This window comes from Martelella radicis, from assembly GCF_014196625.1.
Lineage (GTDB): Bacteria > Pseudomonadota > Alphaproteobacteria > Rhizobiales > Rhizobiaceae > Martelella > Martelella radicis.
Window position 1 is genome coordinate 189735 of the sequence record NZ_JACIDZ010000009.1, and the last position, 17563, is coordinate 207297.

A 17563-nucleotide genomic window follows, 5' to 3' on the forward strand; every position below is an offset into this window, starting at 1 on the left:
AGTGCCAAACGCCGGATTGCGGTGATCGGCAAGGAAAGGCTTGGGAATGCCGGATGAAAACAATCGCGCCGCGAATGCCCGCTGGTGGCGCGCAGACCGGCATCACGACCGGCGGCCGGCGCTCATCGCCCGAAACCGGATCATGGCCGCAATGCGCGGCTGGTTCGCGGACGAGGGCTTCATGGAGGCAGACCTGCCGGCGCTGCAGGTTTCGCCCGGCAACGAGACCCATCTGCATGGCTTTTCGACGGCGATGATCGGCAATGACGGCATGGCGCGGACGATGTACCTGCATACCTCGCCGGAATTTGCCGCCAAGAAGCTGCTGGCGGCGGGCGAGGAGCGACTGGTCGCCTTTTCCCATGTCTACCGAAACCGAGAGCGCGGGCCGCTTCACCATCCGGAGTTCACCATGGTGGAGTGGTATCGCGCCCATGCACCCTATGAGAGGCTGTTTTCCGATTGCGCGGAGCTGCTCGCGCTTGCGGCCAGGGCTTCGGGCGCAGACGTTTTCTCCTGGCGCGAGAGCCGGTGCGATCCCTTCGCCTCAATCGAACGGCTGAGCGTGGCGGAGGCTTTCGAGCGCTATGCGGGGATCGACCTTCTGAAGACGATCGCATCTGCCGGCGAAACTGACCGCGAGGCGCTTGCGCGCCAGATGATGGCGGAAGGGTTTCGCTATGGAGAGGACGATAGCTGGTCGGACCTTTTCTCGCGCGTGCTTGTGGAGCGGATCGAGCCCAATCTCGGCCATGGCCGGCCGACGCTGCTCGATGCCTATCCCGCGCCCGAAGCGGCCCTTGCCCGCAAAAGCGCCGATGATCCGCGCGTGAGTGAGCGTTTCGAACTCTATCTGTGCGGCGTGGAGCTTGCCAACGGTTTCGGCGAGTTGACCGACGCAACCGAGCAGCGCCGCCGGTTCGAGGCTGATATGGCCGAGAAAAAGCGCATTTACGGTGAGATCTATCCGATTGACGAGGACTTTCTCGACGCGCTTGGCCATATGCCGCCGGCAAGCGGGATCGCGCTCGGCTTCGACCGGCTGGTCATGCTGTCCACGGGCGCGCGCCGGATCGAGGACGTGCTCTGGGCGCCGGTCGACGGCTAGGCGCCTCGACCTTGGGTGAAATGCCCGATTTTCACAGGAAGGCGTCACGCCGACAGGGCGGTTCCGCGTTCCCTCCAAAGACGGGTGTCTCGGTGTCAGCCGCCTTCGCAGACGTTGCGGGGCGTGCCGTCATCGGCGAGAATGGGTTGGAGTGTGCGCAGTTGAGCGCTTCCGCCGTTCCTGAGATCGGGATGGATGATCATCGGCGCGTCCTTCGGCCACCACTCGCCGCTTGCCCAGTAGGCCCAGCCGACCCAGGCCTTCTGGTCGTTCTGGATAATGTCGACCATCTGCTTCAGACCGCGCAGGCAATTGATCTGGTCGGTCGTGCCGAATTCGCCCAGAAAGCCCTGGTAATTATTGGCGTTCAGCCAGTCCGTGAAGTTCTTGATGGCATCGACTGCACCGTCGATATGGCTGCAGTCATTGGCCTTGCCCGAGAAATCGGCGTCGGAGTACTGGTGCACTTCGAAGGCGAAATTGTTGACGGGGTCGACCACGCCGGTCATCACCGAGGCGTTTGACGGCCCGTAAAAGGTCTGCTCCCAGCTATGGGCGCCGGTCCAGGCTGTGCCCGGAACGAAGATCAGATTGCCGGCGCCGATATTGCGGATCGCGGCGATCGCCGCATTGGCGGCGGTCAGCCATTCGGGGGCCTCGATATCGTGCGGCTCGTTCATCAGGCCGAAGATGATATCGTCGTCATTGGCGAAGACGGCGGAAAGCCTTTTCCAGAAATCAGCGAAGGCCTCGACCGGCACGTCTGGGCTTCCGATGACCTGGCCGCGATAGCGCGCGTAATTATGCGGGTCGAGGATGACGATCATGTCGTTGTCGCGGGCTGCGGCGATGGTCGTTTGCATGCGCGACAGTTCCGTGGCATCGAACACGCCGTTCAGCGTCGGCTGCAGCCGCTCCCAGAGAAAGGGCAGGCGGATCGCGTTGAACTTGTCCTGGGCGAGCGAATCGATCGTCTCCTTGGAGGGGTAGATATAGCCCTGCCCGTAAGGGTCGCCAGGTTGGCCGAATTCGGCGCCTGCTACATTGATGCCGTGCAGCATCAGTTTACAATTCTGCGCGGCAAGGGCCGTCGAGGACAGCGCCATGGAAAGCGTCGTGGCCGCGATGGCGGCGACAGCAAGCCGCCTTTTGAGCTTTGTCGTGAAAGACCGGCATGGCGCATATCCCCTCAAGCGACGCATATACTGATACTCCAATCATCCGTTCCGCCTTCGGGCGGGTGACCCCGTCATGACAGTCATCGTCAAACTATAACGCGGCAGGGCCCGAACAAGTCAAGCCGGGCTCGGCGTTTCACCAACAATCATAGTGCGTCGGGTGAGCCGAGAAAACAAACGGTGAGGCGCGATTGGCGGCAATCCGCATCTTTGAGTCGTGGATGTTACAGCGTCGGGCCGCGCGCCATAGTCAGATGGCCGAGAGGCGGTTGAAAGCGCACCCGCCAGCCTTTATGACCGGTCGGCTGCTCCGATCCGCGACAGCCGGCGCTCATTGAACGGGAAACGACAATGAAAGATTTCGTGCTCACGGTTACATGCCCCTCAACGCGCGGCATTGTCGCGGCCATCTCCGGCTATCTGGCGACGGAGGGCTGCAACATTATCGACAGTTCCCAGTTCGACGATCTGGAAACGGGCCGCTTCTTCATCAGGATCAGCTTCATCTCCGAAACCGGCACGGGGCTTGATGCCCTGCGTGAGGGTTTCGCGGAGATCGCCGAGCCCTTTGACATGGACTACAGCTTCCATGACGGCGCCTACCGTCTGAAGACGCTGATCATGGTTTCGCGGTTCGGGCATTGTCTGAACGACCTGCTTTATCGCTGGCGAATCGGCGCGCTGCCGATCGATATCGTCGGCGTGGTCTCGAACCACCTCGACTACCAGAAACTGGTCGTCAATCATGACATTCCGTTCTACCACATTCCGGTCACCCGCGAGACCAAGCCCGCCGCAGAGGCGCGTCTCTTCGAGCTGATCGACCAGACGGACGCCGAACTCGTGGTGCTGGCGCGCTACATGCAGGTGCTCTCGGATGAGTTGTGTCGCAAGATGGCGGGCCAGGTGATCAATATCCACCACTCCTTCCTGCCATCCTTCAAGGGGGCGAACCCCTACAAGCAGGCCTATCAGCGCGGGGTCAAGCTGATCGGGGCCACGGCGCACTACGTCACGCCGGAGCTCGACGAAGGGCCGATCATCGAGCAGGAAACGGTGCGCATCACCCATGCCCAGAGCCCGCAGGACTACGTCGCCCTCGGCAGGGATGTCGAGGCGCTGGTGCTGGCGCGCGCGATCCACGCCCATATTCACCATCGGGTTTTCGTCAACGGCAATCGCACGGTTGTCTTCCCGCCCTCGGCAGGCTCCTACGCTTCCGAGCGAATGGGCTAGGCGCCAGTCCTTTCCATCGGTTTCGTGCATCAAATGGTTGTATTATAGCGGGGGCGGCCAATTTTATCGGCCGCCCCTCTTGTCTGGAATCGAGGCCTCTCTATCTAGTGTGAGGCTGCTGGATTTAGGCAGCGCGACCGGGAATTAAGTTTTCTTCTCCAGCCTTGCTTTGACATGTTTTTGAAGAATTTCGACGATATAGATAAAATATAAGCTTGGTTTTTGGTTTATTTTTCGGGTAAAACCCGACCTATCGCAATTTTGTCAAACCCTTCGCTATACGGGAGCGTTCAATGTCTTTCGAGGCGCTGAAAACAGAAAACCTGAACGAAGCCAGTTGCGTGCCGGGTGCGCTCCGATGCTGTCGCGCAGGCTTCAGGGCCTCTATGGCTGCACACAAGGGTTGAAACAAATTGGCCGGTCATTGTCTCTGGCCGGGGTTGGTAATCATGAAAAAGCAGATGGTTGAATTCGGTGGCCAGCCGGTCGGGATCGTCATACCCGAAAACGGGCGGCTCAGATTTGTCGCCGTCAAGTTTCACGTCCACGCACTGGATGGCGGCCTCTACGGCACAATGGATGAATTGCGGGCAGCCATAAGGGAGCATCTCTCGCGTTGGTCGGGTGATGATCCTGCCCGGGTGGCTGCTGCCGGCTAAGCGGTCGCGCGGCTTGCGTTCCGCTCTTTGATTCCTATTGTGCCGGCCTCATGGCAGGCGTAAGCTTCGCCTGTCGGCACGCGGCTCTCATTCCGGTTCCGCGCCGGAAAATCGGCGTCGGCATGCCGGAACAAACAGGACGCTTGCGCGTTGGTGAGTGCAGTGGCCGAACTCAAATTTGGGAGATCCAATATGGCAGAAACCAAAAGCACCGGTGGACAGGCTGGCAAGACGACCGAGGCCGACATCCAGGCGCAGATCGACCAACTGCGCGAGGATATTGCCGGCCTGACGAAGCTGATCGGCACGCTTGGCAATGAGAAGGCGTCCGATGCAAGAGCCCGCGCCGAGAAATTCCGCGAAGACGCGACCAAGAAGGGTCATGAGGCCTATGACCGGGCGCGCGAGGAAGCGATGTCGATCGAAGAGGATATCGAGGATCACATCCGCAGCCGTCCGCTGCAGTCCATCTTGATGGCCGCCGGTTTCGGCTTCCTGGCCGCGCTGCTGACGCGGCGTTAAGGCATGGATCGGTTCATCTCTCTGACGGCGGCCATCATGGCAATTGATGGCCGCATGGTTGCGCGTTCAGCCAGGCGGAACGCCGTCCTGTTCGTCATCCTGCTGTTTCTGTTCATGTCCTCCTATGTGAGCGGCGTGATAGCGCTCGCCATCTATCTGGCAGAGATTTTTGGCCCGCTCGGCGCTGCGTTGACCGTGGCCATTGCCTCGCTCACGCTCGCGATCTTCGTGCTTGCCTATGCGATGCTGATGAACCGCGCGGAACGGCGGCGTTACCGCGCGGCCAAATACGCGACCGAAGAAATGCTCGAAGGCGTTCTCGGCGTCGTCCCGGTGATGATGAAGCAGAAGCCGATCTCCGGCCTGACTGCGGTCGCGGGTCTCGCCTTCGTTCTGGCGCGGGCCTTCCAGAAGAAATAGCACCGGCTTTGGCTGGACAGGGCGGCGCAAGGCCGCCTTTTTGATGCTTCCGGCAGTGACGCCGGGAGGTCGCGATAGCGTCCGTTGAACGGACGCGGTTTTCTCGGGGGAGATTTCATGACAATTGCACCAGAAGATTTGCCGAAACGCCAACTCGGCGCCACCGACATGATGATTACCCGCGCCGGCTTCGGCGCCTGGGCCGTCGGCGGCGGCGGTTGGGCAGCCGGATGGGGCGCGCAGGACGACAGCGATTCCATTGCCGCCATTCGCAGGGCAGTCGATGCCGGGATAAACTGGATCGACACCGCCTCCGTTTACGGCCTCGGACATTCGGAAGAGGTCGTCGGCAGGGCGATTGCCGGCATGGCGCCATCGCAACGCCCCTTTGTCTTCACCAAGTGCGGCATGGTCTGGAACGATGATGATCCGATGGAAACGCCGAAACGTGTCGGCAATCCGCAAAGCCTGCGGGCGCAGACGGACGCGTCGCTGAAGCGGCTCGGCGTCGAGGCAATCGACCTGATGCAGATCCACTGGCCGTCGAACGACGTGCCGCTTGCCGAATACTGGGGTGCGATGTGCGAGTTGAAGGCCGAGGGCAAGGTGCGGGCCATCGGCCTCTCCAATCACGGCATCGACCAGCTCGAAGAGGCCGAGGCGATTGGCCATGTCGATACGCTGCAGCCGCCCTTTTCCGCGATCCGTCGCGACACGGCGGCCGAGCTTCTGCCCTGGGCGCGGGCGAACGGAACCGGCGTGATCTGCTACAGCCCGATGCAGGCCGGCCTTTTGACAGGGCGCTTCTCGAGAGAGCGTGCCGCCGCGCTGCCCGATGATGACTGGCGCAAGAACAATGGCAACTTCAATGGCGAGGCGCTTGAGGCCAATCTGGCGCTGGCCGAAGCGCTGAAGCCGGTGGCCGAACGCCACGGCGTCAGCCAGGCAGCCATTGCCATCGCCTGGGTTCTGGCCTGGCCGGGGCTGACCGGCGCGATCGTCGGCGCGCGAAAGCCCGAACAGATCGACGGCTGGATTGCCGCCGCCAGCCTGGAACTTGATGATGACGACCTCGACGCGATTGCCGCTGCGATCGAGAAGACCGGCGCCGGCAGCGGGCCCGCACGCCCCTGAACTGGCGCGACGCACGGAAGTCTGGAGACGAAAACATGAAAACCATCAACGGCATCCCCCAAATCGGCTTCGGCACATGGAAAAGACGCGGCGACGAGGCCTACAGGACGGTGCTTGCCGCCCTCGAGGCCGGCTACCGCCATATCGACACGGCCCAGGCCTATGGCAATGAGGCCGAGGTCGGCCGCGCGCTTGCCGACTCCGGTCTGAACCGGGACGAACTCTTCGTGACGACCAAGGTGTGGATCGACAATTACGGCGAGGACGCCTTCCGAAAGAGCGTCGAGGAGAGCCTCGAGAAGCTTGGCGGCGCGGAAATCGATCTCCTGTTGCTGCACTGGCCGGGTCGCGCCGGCGGGCCGGCATTCGAGGACTATATCGGCCGGCTGGCCGACGTGCATGATGCCGGCCTTGCCAAACGGATCGGCGTTTCCAATTTCACCCGCGGGCTGATGGACAAGGCTGCCGGTTTGCTCGGCGATCGCAAGATCGCTGCCAATCAGGTCGAATGCCATGTCTTCCACCAGAACCGGCTGGTTGCCGATTATTGCGACAGTCATGGCATCGCCTTCACCGCCTACTCGCCGCTGGCGCAGGGCAAGATTGCGGGAGATCCGACACTCAAGGCAATCGGCGCGGCCCATGGCGTATCCGAGGGCGAAATCGCGCTTGCCTTCCTGATGGCGGAAGGCCATGTGGTAATCCCCACCTCGAGCAAGCCGGAACGGGTGAAATCGAATCTTGCGGCCGCCGACATCGAACTCTCGCAGGACGAGATCGGACATCTGAGAGCCCTCGACAAGGGCGAACGGCTGATCGACCCGGAATGGGCGCCGGACTGGGACTGAGCGACAAAAGACTTGGCAGCACTCGCAGGGCTTTGCTGACAAGTCTTTGAAAAATATCGCAAAAATCAAATTTCGGATTGAAGCCGTCGCGAAAATACGTCAGCCTTTGAAATTGTCAACTTCAATGAGGTGGAACATGCGATTTGCTTCCGAACTTGAAATGCAGCTTGCCGGCTACGGGCTGACCACGGCCCATATTCTCTACCGTCTCCCCGATTTCGACAGTCTTCTCCAGACCTATCTCTGGCAGGACTACGATCTCGCGCCGGACTTTCCGCAGATGCACAAATTTCTTGATTTCTGGAAGCAGAACCTGGACGGGCCGCTGCATTCGGTCCGCTATGCCCACAAGCGGCTGATCGGTCCGAATGAATGGCGACAGGTCTCCGGCGAGATCACGCTGCACTGATCGCGCTCAGGCTTAGAGCGCCGTGCGTCCTTTAGGACGCACAAAGGACGCTCTAACTTATTGAATCTGCGCATCGTTCTTTTCGAAAATCGATTCCGATTTTCGAGCCGATGCGCTAGCCGATCCGCTCGATTACCTGCGGGCGCTCGGCGGGCGCCTCATCCCTGATCACATAGGCGTCGCGCAGCGTCTGCATCGCGGTCTCGCAATCGCCCGCTGTCGCCGCGTGGACGAGGCCGAGTGGCGCGCCTGCCTCGACAAACGCGCCGAGCGGCAGGAGCCCGGAAAAGCCAACGCGATGGTCGATGCGCTCGCCGGGTTTGCTGCGTCCGCCGCCAAGCGTGACGACGCCAATGCCCAGCGCCCGCGCGTCCGTCGCGGCGAGATAGCCTGTCCGCGGCGCCGCGACGGGGCGGATGACAGGCGCTTTCGGCAGATAGGTTTCGGACTTCTCGACAAAATCGGGCGGTCCGCCGAGTGAGGCGACCATCTTCGAGAACGTTTCCATCGCGCGGCCGCTTGAGAGCGCATTCGCGGCAATGGCTTGGGCAGATGCCGGATCCTCTGCGAGACCCGCGCCGACGATCATCCCGGCGGCCAGTTCCATGACGAGCTTCTCTAGCCGCGTGCCCGTCTTCTCGCCCTTGAGAAAGGAAAGCGCGTTTTCGATCTCGACGGCATTGCCGACCGCATCGGCAAGGGGCTCGTTCATGTCGGTCACCAGCGCGGTCGTTGGCAGGCCGGCGCCATTGGCGACCTTGACGAGGCGTCGCGCGAGATCCGTAGCGTCGGCGGCGCTCGTCATGAAGGCGCCGTTGCCGAACTTGACGTCGAGCACCAGCGACTGGAGTCCGGCGGCAAGCTTCTTCGACAGGATCGAGGAGACGATCAGCGGCATGGATTCCACCGTCGCCGTGACGTCGCGGATCGCGTAAAGCCGTTTGTCGGCGGGCGCCAGCGCGCCGGTCTGGCCGATAATGGCGCAGCCTGTTTCGGCCATCGTGCGCCGCAGAGCTGCCTCGTCGGGGCTGACATCGTAGCCCGGAATGGATTCCAGCTTGTCGAGCGTGCCGCCGGTGGGCCCGAGCCCGCGCCCGGAGATCATCGGTACGGCAAGGCCGGCCGCCGCCGCGATCGGCGCCAGCATCAGCGAGACATTGTCGCCGATTCCGCCGGTCGAATGCTTGTCGGCCACCGGTCGGTCAATGTCGGGCCAGGCGAGAACCGTACCGCTGTCGCGCATGGCAAGGGTCAGCGCAACGGTCTCCGCCTCGTCCATGCCCTGAAAATAGACGGCCATGGCGAAGGCAGCGGCCTGCGCTTCGGAAAGCGTCTCGTCTGACAGCGCGCGGACGAACTCCGTGATTTCTTCGGCCGAAAGCGCGAAGCCGTCGCGTTTCCTGCGGATCGTCTCCTGCGCCAGCATCGGCGGCCTAGTAGCCGCCGCCGGTCACGGTCGATTGCTTGCCCGCGAGCACGCCCTGGATGTCATCGAGAAGTCCGGAAGCGCCGAAGCGGAAGGTCGTCGGCATCACCCAGCCCTCGCCCATCACCGTTTCGGCGAGGCTCAGGTAAAGCTGCGCGTCGCGCACCGAGGAGATGCCGCCCGCCGGCTTGAAGCCGACCCGTCTGCCCGCCTCGCGGATGACGCCGAGCATGATGTCGGCGGCCTCAAGCGTGGCATTCACCTTGACCTTTCCGGTCGAGGTCTTGATGAAGTCCGCGCCCTCGGCAATGGCGATCGTGGCCGCCTTGCGGATGAGCGCCGCATCGGCCAGTTCGCCGGTTTCGAGGATCACCTTGAGCGTAACGGGCTCGCGGCAGAGGAAACGGATGGCGCGGATCATTTCGCTGACCGCCCACTCATTGCCCGCCTTCAGCTTGTTATAGGGAATGACGAGATCGATCTCGTCAGCGCCGTCGCGGATCGCCTGTTCGGTTTCTTCCTCCACTGCGCTGATCGACATGTCGCCGGAGGGGAAATTGACCACGGTGGCGATCTTGATCATGTGGTCGGTGCCGAGCATCTGCCGGGCGAGGCTCACGAAGCGCGGCCAGATGCAGATCGCCGCCGGCGTGCCGTAGGGCGTGTAGGCGCGCGCGATCAGCGCCTCGATGTCCTTTTCGGTGCAGTCATCGGAAAGGTTCGTCAGGTCCAGGAGCGAAAGCGAAACCGAAGCGGCTTCCTGCTCTGTATGATGTTTCATGGCCTACCCCTCGCCAATCAGGCGTTTGACAATGGCAGCCAGCTTGCGGCCGCCGATCGGCGCCATTTCCTTGGTTTCCTCGTGGCCGAGTTCACCCTGGCTCATGCCTGCGCCGAAATTCGTGATAACGGAAGCCGCGACGACCTTCAGACCCAGAAAGCGCGCCAGAATGACCTCGGGCACTGTGGACATGCCGACCGCGTCGGCGCCCAGCGTCCGGGCCATGCGGATTTCCGCCGGTGTTTCGAAACTCGGACCTGAAAACCACATATAGACGCCTTCGGCAAGGGCAATATCCAAATCCCGGGACGCCCGGCGCATCGCATCGGCCAGGCCGGCGTCATAGGCCTGGCTCATTCCCGTGAAGCGGCGATCGGTTTTCTCGCCGATCAACGGGTTCATTCCCGAGTAATTGATATGGTCGGTAATCAGCATTACCGAGCCCGGCGGCATGTCCTGGCGCAGCGAACCGGCGGCATTCGTCAGCAGCAGTTCCTCGATGCCAAGCGCTGCCAGGGTTTCGAGCGGCACGCGCATGGCTGCTGCATCGCCCTGTTCATAATAGTGCACCCGACCGGAGAGCATGATCACCGGTTTATCGGCGAGCCTGCCGGCCAGGACGGAGCCTTCATGGCCGCTGACGCCGCCGACCGGAAAGCCCGGTAGCTCGGAAAAGGCGAACGACTGCTTGTCGGCGAGAGCATCGGCCACGCCGCCGAGACCGGAGCCCAGCACCATTGCTGTGCGGGGTTTTAGATCCCCAAGCGCCTTTCGGAGAAGGAGAGCAGCGTCGCTCATCCGATCTCACCGGTCTGAAAGGCATGCGGCAGCAGTTCGGCGACCGTGACCGTCTCGCGCACGCCGCCATCGTCACAAAGATAGACCTTGGTGTCCGGATCGGAAAACTCGGCCAGCTTCTGCCGGCACCCGCCGCAGGGCGGGCAGAGCGCAAGCCGGGGCGCATAGACGGCCGCTGCCTTGATTTTCAGCGCGCCGCCCATCACCATGTGGCCGATCGCGACGCCTTCCGCACAGATGCCTTCCGGGAAAGCGAGGTTTTCCACATTGGCGCCGGCAAACACCTGGCCGTCCTCAGTCAGGAGGGCGGCCCCCACCGGAAACTTCGAATAGGGCGCATAGGCTTTGGCGCTCGCCTTGCGGGCCGTTTCGAACAGTTCTTCTGGCGTCGTCATCGCCTACCGCTCCTTGGTATAGGGAACGCCGCCGGCTTTCGGCGGGCGGGCGGTGCCGATGAAGCCGGCCAAAAGCACGCAAGTCAGGATATAGGGCAGGGCCTGATAGAACTGAACCGGCACCTCGCCGATCAGCGGCATGGCCTTGCCCTGCATGAAGTTCGAGAACGCATCGAGGAAACCGAATAGCAGGCAGGCGAACATCACCGGGATCGGCTTCCATTTCGCGAAGATCAGTGCAGCGAGTGCGATATAGCCCTTGCCGGCGGACATGTTGTTGATGAACGAGGCCGACTGGGCGATTGCCAGATAAGTGCCGGAGAAGCCGCAGAGAAAACCGGCGATGATGATGGCGCGGTAGCGCAGCCAGATCACAGAGATGCCGGCGGTATCCACCGCGCCGGGATTTTCGCCGACAGCGCGCAGCCTCAATCCGAAACGGGTTTTGTAGACCACCCACCAGACGATTGGCACGGTGATGAAGGCAAGGTAGACGAGAATGTTCTGGCCCGAGATCACGTCGGCGTAGAATTTGCCGAAAAAGCCCATTTCGCCTGCAGCTTCGGCGCCGGGAAAATCGATGCCGGTAAAACGGGCCGTGTTGTCAAGCTGCGGCGTGCGTCCGCCCTGGCGAAACCAGGCATTGCCGAGTACGACCGTAAGACCAGCGGCGACGAAGTTGAGCGCCACGCCGGAAACGATCTGGTTGCCGCGCGCGGTGATCGATGCATAGCCGTGGACAAGGCTGAAAAGGATGGAGACACCGATGCCGCCCAGAAGCCCGAGCCATGGCGAGCCGGTGTAGTAGGCAACCACGGCCGAGGCGAAGGCCGAGGCCAGCATCTTGCCCTCGAGGCCGATGTCGAAAATGCCGGAGCGCTCTGAAAACAGGCCGGCCAGGGCAGTGAAGATCAGCGGGATCGACAGGCGGATGGTCGAGCCGAGCATGCCGACAATGATATCAACCGTATGCATCGCTTAAGCCTCCGCCAGCATCTGTCTTCTGGAAAACACCCTGACAAGTGCCGGGCGGTAGAGGAATTCGAGCGCGCCGGCAAACAGGATGACGAGGCCCTGGATCATCACGATCATGTCGCGGGTGATCTGCGGCATCATGAAGGAGAGCTGCGCGCCGCCCTGATAGAGAATGCCGAACAGGATCGCCGCCAGCAGGATGCCGAGCGGATGGTTGCGTCCCATCAGCGAGACGGCGATGCCGACGAAGCCTGCGCCGCCGACGAATTCCACCTGCAGCCGGTCGGCGGACCCCATCACCACATTCAGCGCCATCATGCCGGCAAGACCGCCGGACAGAAGCATGGTGATGATCACCGTACGCGCATAGGGAATGCCGGCATAGGTGGCGGCCGTCTTGCTCATGCCGAGCGCGCGCACCGAATAACCGAACTTGGTGCGCCAGATCAGGAACCAGACGGCCACGCACATGACGAGACCGATGATGAAGGAGACGTTGAGCGGTGCAGGCCCGAGTCTGGAGCCGAACATCGCCATCAGCCAGTCGAGATCCGGCAACTGGCCGCCGGGGCCGAAGCCGCGGGTTTCCGGCGACATGGCGCCGGCGGGTTTGAGCACATGGACCAGAAGATAGACCATCAGTGCGGCGCCAATGAAGTTGAACATGATCGTGGTGATCACGATATGGCTGCCGCGCTTGGCCTGCAGCCAGGCCGGAATGAAGGCCCAGGCCGCGCCGAAAATGCCCGCACCCAGAATGGCAAATGGCATGGTCACATACCACGGGACATACTGGTCGAGGGCAAGCGCCACCAGTGCGCAACCGAGCCCGCCGACATAGGCCTGGCCTTCCGAACCGATATTGAACAGCCCGGCGTGATAGGCCATCGCCACCGAGAGCCCGGTGAAGATGAAATTGGTGGCGTAATAAAGGGTGAAGCCGATCCCCATGCCGTTGCCGAGCGCGCCGTTGAGAAGAACGCTCAGGGCTTCGAAGGGATTCTGGCCGATCATCCAGATCACCAGGCCGGATATGATCAGGGCGGTGAGAAGGTTCAATAGCGGCATCAGGAAGAAAGTGACCCAGCCGGGCAGGGGCGTGTTGGCGGCGCTCATGTCTACCTCAAGACGCTATGCCGGCCATCATCAGGCCGAGTTGTTGTTCGCCGGCATCGGGGGCTGCCTCGCCGACGTTCTCGCCGGCGAACATCACCAGGATGCGGTCGGCAAGGGCGCGGATCTCGTCGAGCTCGACGGAGACCAGAAGCACGGCCTTGCCGCTGTCGCGCATGTCGATGATGCGCCGGTGGATGAATTCGATCGCGCCGATATCGACGCCGCGCGTCGGCTGGCCGACAAGCAGGATATCCGGATCGCGTTCGATCTCGCGGGCCACCACGATCTTCTGCTGGTTGCCGCCGGAAAAGTTCGCCGTCTTCAAAAGCGGGTTTGGCGGGCGGATATCATATTTCTCGATCTTCTCGCGCGCGTCATCCAGGATCGCCTGGCGGTTCAGCACGCCGCCGCGTCCGTATTTCTCAAGCTGATGATAGCCGAGAATGCTGTTTTCGCGCTCCTCGAACGGCAAAATCAGGCCCATATGGTGCCGGTCCTCGGGAATATGGGCGACGCCGATCTTGCGGTAGGTGGCGGGATTGGCGTTGACGATCTTCTTGCCGTGGACATAGATCTCGCCCGAATGCGGCTTGCGGATGCCGGAAAGCGCTTCCAGAAGCTCCGACTGACCATTTCCGGCAACGCCGGCAATGCCGACGATCTCGCCGGCGCGCACATCAAAGGAGATGTTCTTCACCATCGGCACGCCGCGATTGTCGTGCACCGTCAAGTTGCGGACCGAAAGGGCGACATCGCTGGGGTTTGCCTCGCCCTTTTCCACGCGAAGGAGCACGCGGCGGCCAACCATCAGCTCGGCCAGTTCCTCGACCGTCGTCTCTGCGGTCTTGCGGGTGGCGACCATTTCGCCGCGGCGCATGACGGAGACCTCGTCGGTAATCGCCATGATCTCGCGCAGCTTGTGGGTGATGAAGATGACCGTATGCCCCTGGTCGCGCAGCATGCCGAGAATGCGGAACAGGTGATCGGCCTCCGCTGGCGTGAGCACGCCGGTCGGCTCGTCGAGGATCAGGATCTCCGCGCCGCGGAACATGGCCTTCAGGATTTCCACGCGCTGCTGCAGGCCGACGGGCAGTTGTTCTATGATGGCGTCGGGATCGACCTCGAGGCCGTATTCGCTCTCAAGTCGCTTCAGTTCCTTGCGGGCCTTGCTCTCGCCTCGATTGAGAAGCGAGCCTCCTTCGGCGCCGAGCATGACGTTTTCCAGCACGGTGAAATCCTCCACCAGCATGAAGTGCTGATGGACCATGCCGATGCCGGCGGCGATGGCGTCGTCACTGTCGGCGATTTCGAGCGGCTTGCCGTTGACGCGGATCTCGCCGCGGTCGGCCTGATAGAAACCATAGAGGATCGACATCAGGGTCGATTTCCCGGCTCCGTTTTCACCGATAATGCCGTGGATGGAACCCTTCTCGACCTTCAAATTGATGTTCTTGTTGGCGTGAACGGGCCCGAAGCTCTTGTCGATACCGATAAGTTCGATTGCGGGCGGTGTGCTCAAAAGCTTGTTAACTCCCAAACGAGGATCGCGCGCCATGGCGCTCAGGAGGCTCTGCCGAAGGCAGGCGAAAAAGATCCGGAAGAGCGGACGGGCACGCTACGGGCGTGCCCGTCCGAACGCGATGCAGGATCAGTAGGGGCAGGTGTTGTCGACGGAGTAGTCGTGCACCTCGATCTCGCCGGAAACGATGCCTTCCTTCGCCTTTTCGACGGCGGCCAGCATGTCTTCGGTGATCAGCGGCTTGTTGTACTCGTCATAGGCCCAGCCGACACCGTTGTCGGCAACGCCGAGCGAGTTGACGCCAGCTTCAAACTTGCCGTCCTGGCTGGCCTTGAAGGCGTCATAGACGGCGTTGTCGACGCGCTTGACCATGGAGGTCAGTACCGAGCCGGGGTGTACATAGTTCTGGTTGCTGTCGACGCCGATCGAATATTCCTCGGCATCGGCGGCGGCCTGCAGCACGCCGAGGCCCGAGGCGCCGGCTGCCGCGTAGATCACGTCGGCGCCCTGGTCCATCTGGTTCTTGGTAAGCTCGCCGGCCTTGACCGGGTCGTTCCAGGCAGCACCCGTGGTGCCGACGAAGTTGCGCAGGATTGTGGCATCGCCATTGGCGGCCTTGGCACCCTGGGCATAGCCGCAGCCGAATTTATGGATCAGCGGAATATCCATGCCGCCGACGAAGCCGACCGTGCCGGTTTCCGATTTCATCGCTGCCAGAAGGCCGACGAGATAGGAACCCTGTTCTTCCTTGAAGACGACGGACTGGACGTTGGGGGCCTCGATCACGTCATCGACGATGTAGAATTCGGTATCGGGGAACTGCGGCGCAATCTTCTCGACGGCGGATTTCCAGGCAAAGGACAGCGCCACGACGGGACTGAAGCCCTGGGAGGCGAAGTTGAGGATCGCCTGCTCGCCCTGGGCGTCGCCGGTCGGCTCGAAGTCGCGATATTCGACGCCGGTGTCGGCCTTGAACTTCTCCGCGCCGTTATAGGCCGACTCGTTGAAGGATTTGTCGAATTTGCCGCCTGTGCCGTAGACAAGGGCGGGCTTGAAATCGGCCAGTGCGGATGTCGACATTGCGGCAACGGCAATAAGGCTGAGGATAGTTTTCTTCATAACGCAGCTCTGTTCCCTGTGAGTGTGCTCATGGACCCTGTTCGGCGGCAGGCGCGATTGCCCCCTCCTGATACACGGACCGGCCGCAGAAGACCGGTTTAAGGCATATCGTTGCACGGCTTCGACAAAATTTCATCACAAAATTTACCCGATGGGCAAAAATGAAGTGCACATTCCAGAAGCCTGCATCCAGCCAACAAAAAAGGAAGCGCGATCGCGCTCCCTCCTGATGCCGGGCGATGCCGCAGGCGGTCTCAGCCGATCGGGCAGGAAACGCCGGTGCCCTTTAATCCGCAATAGCCGGCCGGGTTCTTGGCGAGATATTGCTGGTGATAGTCTTCCGCTGGGTAGAACGCGCCCGCCTTCGCGATTTCCGTGGTGATCAGGTCATCGCGGCCGCTGGCCTTGAGCGCCTGCTGGAAACGATCACGCACCGTCTCGGCGCGTTTCAGCTCCTCAGCATCCTCGAGGTAGATCGCAGAGCGATAGGTGGTGCCGATATCATTGCCCTGGCGCATGCCCTGGGTCGGGTCATGGGCCTCGAAGAACAGTTTCAGCAGATCATCGAGACTGACCTTCTCGGGATCATAGATGACGCGCACGACCTCGGCATGGCCGGTGAGCCCGGTGCAGGTTTCCTCGTAGGTCGGATTTGGCGTGATGCCGCCGGCATAGCCCGAGACGGTGACGTAGACGCCAGGCGTCTGCCAAAGCAGGCGCTCCGCGCCCCAGAAGCAGCCCATGCCGAACTGCACTTCCTTCATGCCGTCCGGATAAGGCGGGGCAAGCGGGCGGCCGTTGACGAAATGGCGTTCTGCCGTGGGAATGGGATCCGATCGTCCGGGCAGGGCGGTGTCAGTCGACGGCATGACCGTCTTTTCCCTGTTGAAGGCGGAAAAAAACATGATGGTCTCCTTGGAGCATTTCGCCGACAGGCGGCCTTCCCGACTTTGGCGAAGCGTCAAAACAACGAAAGGACGGAGCGAAAGGGCATTTCAGCGAAAACGCGCTTTCCGCGCCGATCCGACAGAACGAGTAGATAGGCCACCCTGTTCCCTGCGTTATCAGCACCCGAAGGGCGGCAGGCGACTGATCCTGGTCTTCAGATAAGAAACGAAACCGGCCGCGACAAGACGGCCTTTGCGCAAGACCGCCTGCTGCCCGCGCCTTCACATGGCTCCATGCCGCGCCGGTGCCTTTCGGTTCCCCGCACTTTGTTGCGGGCTCATGCGCTTTCGAAACAATTCAAAAATCTGTCAGATTCGGGTTGATCATCGCCACGGCATCGGTATATATCGCGCCGGTCCCACCCTTCGGTTTCACCGACGCGGTACCGGGACGGACAGGTGGCCGAGTGGTCGAAGGCGCACGCCTGGAACGCGTGTATACGGGCAACCGTATCGAGGGTTCGAATCCCTCTCTGTCCGCCATTACCTCGTCCTAGCAGCATGATTTTATTCATGGTTTTCTTTCCAGGATTGGTTGAGGTACATTTCAAGGTACATTCCGGCGCAAAAGTCGAGGCCGAGCTTTCTTGTTCTGGTTTTTCGACTCTGCCTTTCCTACCGTAGCCGATGAAGCCGGCGTTCGCTATCGTGGCTGGTTCGTTTCCTTGTCATTAGCCGTTTCTCTCGTACTGACTTCCAGGATGCCGGTATCCGGCGTGATCCTCTCGAGCATTTTATGCAGACGTTTACCGACCAGTTCGCGGTCCTCAATCAGCGCTTTGGCCATCGCATCCAGTTCGTGCTGATGGCGCTGGAGGATTCTGGTGGCCAGCGTCTCCGCGTTCAGGAGACGCTGCTGGACACGCTGTCTCTGGGCGGGTGTTGATTGCCACTGAGAACTGACCCGGTGTGGCCTGATATTTCCATTGAGAATTGACCCATGTTCCAACCTTCCCTCGCATGTTTTGAGCGG

General features: G+C 61.6%; 19 protein-coding genes and 1 tRNA gene. 9 read left to right on the plus strand and 11 right to left on the minus strand.

Annotation, left to right across the window (positions count from 1 at the left end):
- Positions 1-46 precede the first annotated feature (46 nt).
- Positions 47-1108 carry an EF-P lysine aminoacylase EpmA gene (gene epmA, locus GGR30_RS14500; RefSeq protein ID WP_183487498.1) on the plus strand — a complete coding sequence of 354 codons (1062 nt, stop codon included), beginning with the start codon at positions 47-49 and terminating at the stop codon, positions 1106-1108.
- 95 nt (positions 1109-1203) lie between these two features.
- Here the strand turns inward: epmA and cel5A are convergent, their stop codons facing one another.
- Positions 1204-2310: an endoglucanase Cel5A gene (gene cel5A, locus GGR30_RS14505; RefSeq protein ID WP_183487500.1), complete on the minus strand. Its 1107-nt coding sequence runs from the start codon at positions 2308-2310 to the stop codon at positions 1204-1206.
- 327 nt (positions 2311-2637) lie between these two features.
- Between cel5A and purU the strand changes: the two genes are divergently transcribed.
- The 7 genes from purU (at position 2638) to GGR30_RS14540 (ending at position 7514) form a co-directional block, all read left to right on the plus strand.
- Positions 2638-3522 carry a formyltetrahydrofolate deformylase gene (gene purU / locus GGR30_RS14510; protein WP_183487503.1) on the plus strand — a complete coding sequence of 295 codons (885 nt, stop codon included), beginning with the start codon at positions 2638-2640 and terminating at the stop codon, positions 3520-3522.
- A gap of 449 nt (positions 3523-3971) precedes the next feature.
- Complete coding sequence (locus tag GGR30_RS14515; RefSeq protein WP_183487506.1) at positions 3972-4181, plus strand: hypothetical protein; 210 nt, start codon at positions 3972-3974, stop codon at positions 4179-4181.
- A 192-nt stretch (positions 4182-4373) separates the two neighbouring features.
- A complete protein-coding gene (locus GGR30_RS14520) occupies positions 4374-4703 on the plus strand; it encodes an ElaB/YgaM/YqjD family protein (protein ID WP_183487508.1) in 330 nt (109 codons plus the stop codon).
- A gap of 3 nt (positions 4704-4706) precedes the next feature.
- Complete coding sequence (locus tag GGR30_RS14525; protein ID WP_183487510.1) at positions 4707-5123, plus strand: hypothetical protein; 417 nt, start codon at positions 4707-4709, stop codon at positions 5121-5123.
- Between the two features lie 117 nt (positions 5124-5240).
- Positions 5241-6257, plus strand: coding sequence for an aldo/keto reductase (locus tag GGR30_RS14530; protein ID WP_210288057.1), 1017 nt, complete (start codon positions 5241-5243; stop codon positions 6255-6257).
- A 35-nt stretch (positions 6258-6292) separates the two neighbouring features.
- On the plus strand, positions 6293-7105 hold the full coding sequence (locus GGR30_RS14535; RefSeq protein WP_183487512.1) for an aldo/keto reductase: 813 nt from the start codon (positions 6293-6295) through the stop codon (positions 7103-7105).
- A 136-nt stretch (positions 7106-7241) separates the two neighbouring features.
- On the plus strand, positions 7242-7514 hold the full coding sequence (locus GGR30_RS14540) for an usg protein (protein WP_183487514.1): 273 nt from the start codon (positions 7242-7244) through the stop codon (positions 7512-7514).
- Positions 7515-7629: 115 nt separating this feature from the next.
- Here the strand turns inward: GGR30_RS14540 and deoA are convergent, their stop codons facing one another.
- The 9 genes from deoA to msrA form a co-directional block, all read right to left on the minus strand.
- Positions 7630-8940 carry a thymidine phosphorylase gene (gene deoA / locus GGR30_RS14545; protein WP_183487516.1) on the minus strand — a complete coding sequence of 437 codons (1311 nt, stop codon included), beginning with the start codon at positions 8938-8940 and terminating at the stop codon, positions 7630-7632.
- Positions 8941-8947: 7 nt separating this feature from the next.
- Positions 8948-9721, minus strand: a complete 774-nt coding sequence (deoC, locus tag GGR30_RS14550) for a deoxyribose-phosphate aldolase (RefSeq protein WP_183487518.1) — start codon at positions 9719-9721, stop codon at positions 8948-8950.
- A gap of 3 nt (positions 9722-9724) precedes the next feature.
- Positions 9725-10519, minus strand: a complete 795-nt coding sequence (locus tag GGR30_RS14555) for a purine-nucleoside phosphorylase (RefSeq protein WP_183487520.1) — start codon at positions 10517-10519, stop codon at positions 9725-9727.
- Positions 10516-10914 carry a cytidine deaminase gene (gene cdd, locus GGR30_RS14560; protein WP_183487522.1) on the minus strand — a complete coding sequence of 133 codons (399 nt, stop codon included), beginning with the start codon at positions 10912-10914 and terminating at the stop codon, positions 10516-10518. The genes GGR30_RS14555 and cdd overlap by 4 nt, the downstream gene beginning before the upstream one ends.
- Positions 10915-10917: 3 nt before the next feature.
- On the minus strand, positions 10918-11889 hold the full coding sequence (locus GGR30_RS14565; protein WP_183487524.1) for an ABC transporter permease: 972 nt from the start codon (positions 11887-11889) through the stop codon (positions 10918-10920).
- Positions 11890-11892: 3 nt separating this feature from the next.
- Positions 11893-13005 (minus strand): ABC transporter permease, encoded by a 1113-nt coding sequence (locus GGR30_RS14570; protein WP_183487526.1) that lies wholly within the window; start codon positions 13003-13005, stop codon positions 11893-11895.
- Between the two features lie 7 nt (positions 13006-13012).
- Entirely contained in the window at positions 13013-14524 is a 1512-nt protein-coding gene (locus tag GGR30_RS14575) for an ABC transporter ATP-binding protein (protein ID WP_183487528.1), read from the minus strand.
- Between the two features lie 129 nt (positions 14525-14653).
- The gene (locus tag GGR30_RS14580; RefSeq protein WP_183487530.1) at positions 14654-15643 is read right to left on the minus strand and encodes a BMP family lipoprotein; all 990 of its coding nucleotides are present in this window, start codon (positions 15641-15643) and stop codon (positions 14654-14656) included.
- Positions 15644-15897: 254 nt separating this feature from the next.
- Positions 15898-16551 (minus strand): peptide-methionine (S)-S-oxide reductase MsrA, encoded by a 654-nt coding sequence (gene msrA, locus GGR30_RS14585; protein ID WP_183487568.1) that lies wholly within the window; start codon positions 16549-16551, stop codon positions 15898-15900.
- Between the two features lie 432 nt (positions 16552-16983).
- On the opposite strand from msrA, the gene GGR30_RS14590 reads away from it, so the two are divergent.
- A tRNA-Ser gene (locus tag GGR30_RS14590) sits at positions 16984-17073 on the plus strand.
- A 160-nt stretch (positions 17074-17233) separates the two neighbouring features.
- Here the strand turns inward: GGR30_RS14590 and GGR30_RS23230 are convergent.
- On the minus strand, positions 17234-17563 hold a 330-nt coding region (locus tag GGR30_RS23230; RefSeq protein WP_210288059.1), incomplete at its 5' end, for a hypothetical protein.

Coding starts and splice junctions, on each gene's coding strand:
- epmA (WP_183487498.1), top strand. CDS start 47: ATGCCGGATGAAAACAATCGCGCCGCGAATGCCCGCTGGTGGCGCGCA.
- cel5A (WP_183487500.1), bottom strand. CDS start 2,310: ATGCGTCGCTTGAGGGGATATGCGCCATGCCGGTCTTTCACGACAAAG.
- purU (WP_183487503.1), top strand. CDS start 2,638: ATGAAAGATTTCGTGCTCACGGTTACATGCCCCTCAACGCGCGGCATT.
- GGR30_RS14515 (WP_183487506.1), top strand. CDS start 3,972: ATGAAAAAGCAGATGGTTGAATTCGGTGGCCAGCCGGTCGGGATCGTC.
- GGR30_RS14520 (WP_183487508.1), top strand. CDS start 4,374: ATGGCAGAAACCAAAAGCACCGGTGGACAGGCTGGCAAGACGACCGAG.
- GGR30_RS14525 (WP_183487510.1), top strand. CDS start 4,707: ATGGATCGGTTCATCTCTCTGACGGCGGCCATCATGGCAATTGATGGC.
- GGR30_RS14530 (WP_210288057.1), top strand. CDS start 5,241: ATGACAATTGCACCAGAAGATTTGCCGAAACGCCAACTCGGCGCCACC.
- GGR30_RS14535 (WP_183487512.1), top strand. CDS start 6,293: ATGAAAACCATCAACGGCATCCCCCAAATCGGCTTCGGCACATGGAAA.
- GGR30_RS14540 (WP_183487514.1), top strand. CDS start 7,242: ATGCGATTTGCTTCCGAACTTGAAATGCAGCTTGCCGGCTACGGGCTG.
- deoA (WP_183487516.1), bottom strand. CDS start 8,940: ATGCTGGCGCAGGAGACGATCCGCAGGAAACGCGACGGCTTCGCGCTT.
- deoC (WP_183487518.1), bottom strand. CDS start 9,721: ATGAAACATCATACAGAGCAGGAAGCCGCTTCGGTTTCGCTTTCGCTC.
- GGR30_RS14555 (WP_183487520.1), bottom strand. CDS start 10,519: ATGAGCGACGCTGCTCTCCTTCTCCGAAAGGCGCTTGGGGATCTAAAA.
- cdd (WP_183487522.1), bottom strand. CDS start 10,914: ATGACGACGCCAGAAGAACTGTTCGAAACGGCCCGCAAGGCGAGCGCC.
- GGR30_RS14565 (WP_183487524.1), bottom strand. CDS start 11,889: ATGCATACGGTTGATATCATTGTCGGCATGCTCGGCTCGACCATCCGC.
- GGR30_RS14570 (WP_183487526.1), bottom strand. CDS start 13,005: ATGAGCGCCGCCAACACGCCCCTGCCCGGCTGGGTCACTTTCTTCCTG.
- GGR30_RS14580 (WP_183487530.1), bottom strand. CDS start 15,643: ATGAAGAAAACTATCCTCAGCCTTATTGCCGTTGCCGCAATGTCGACA.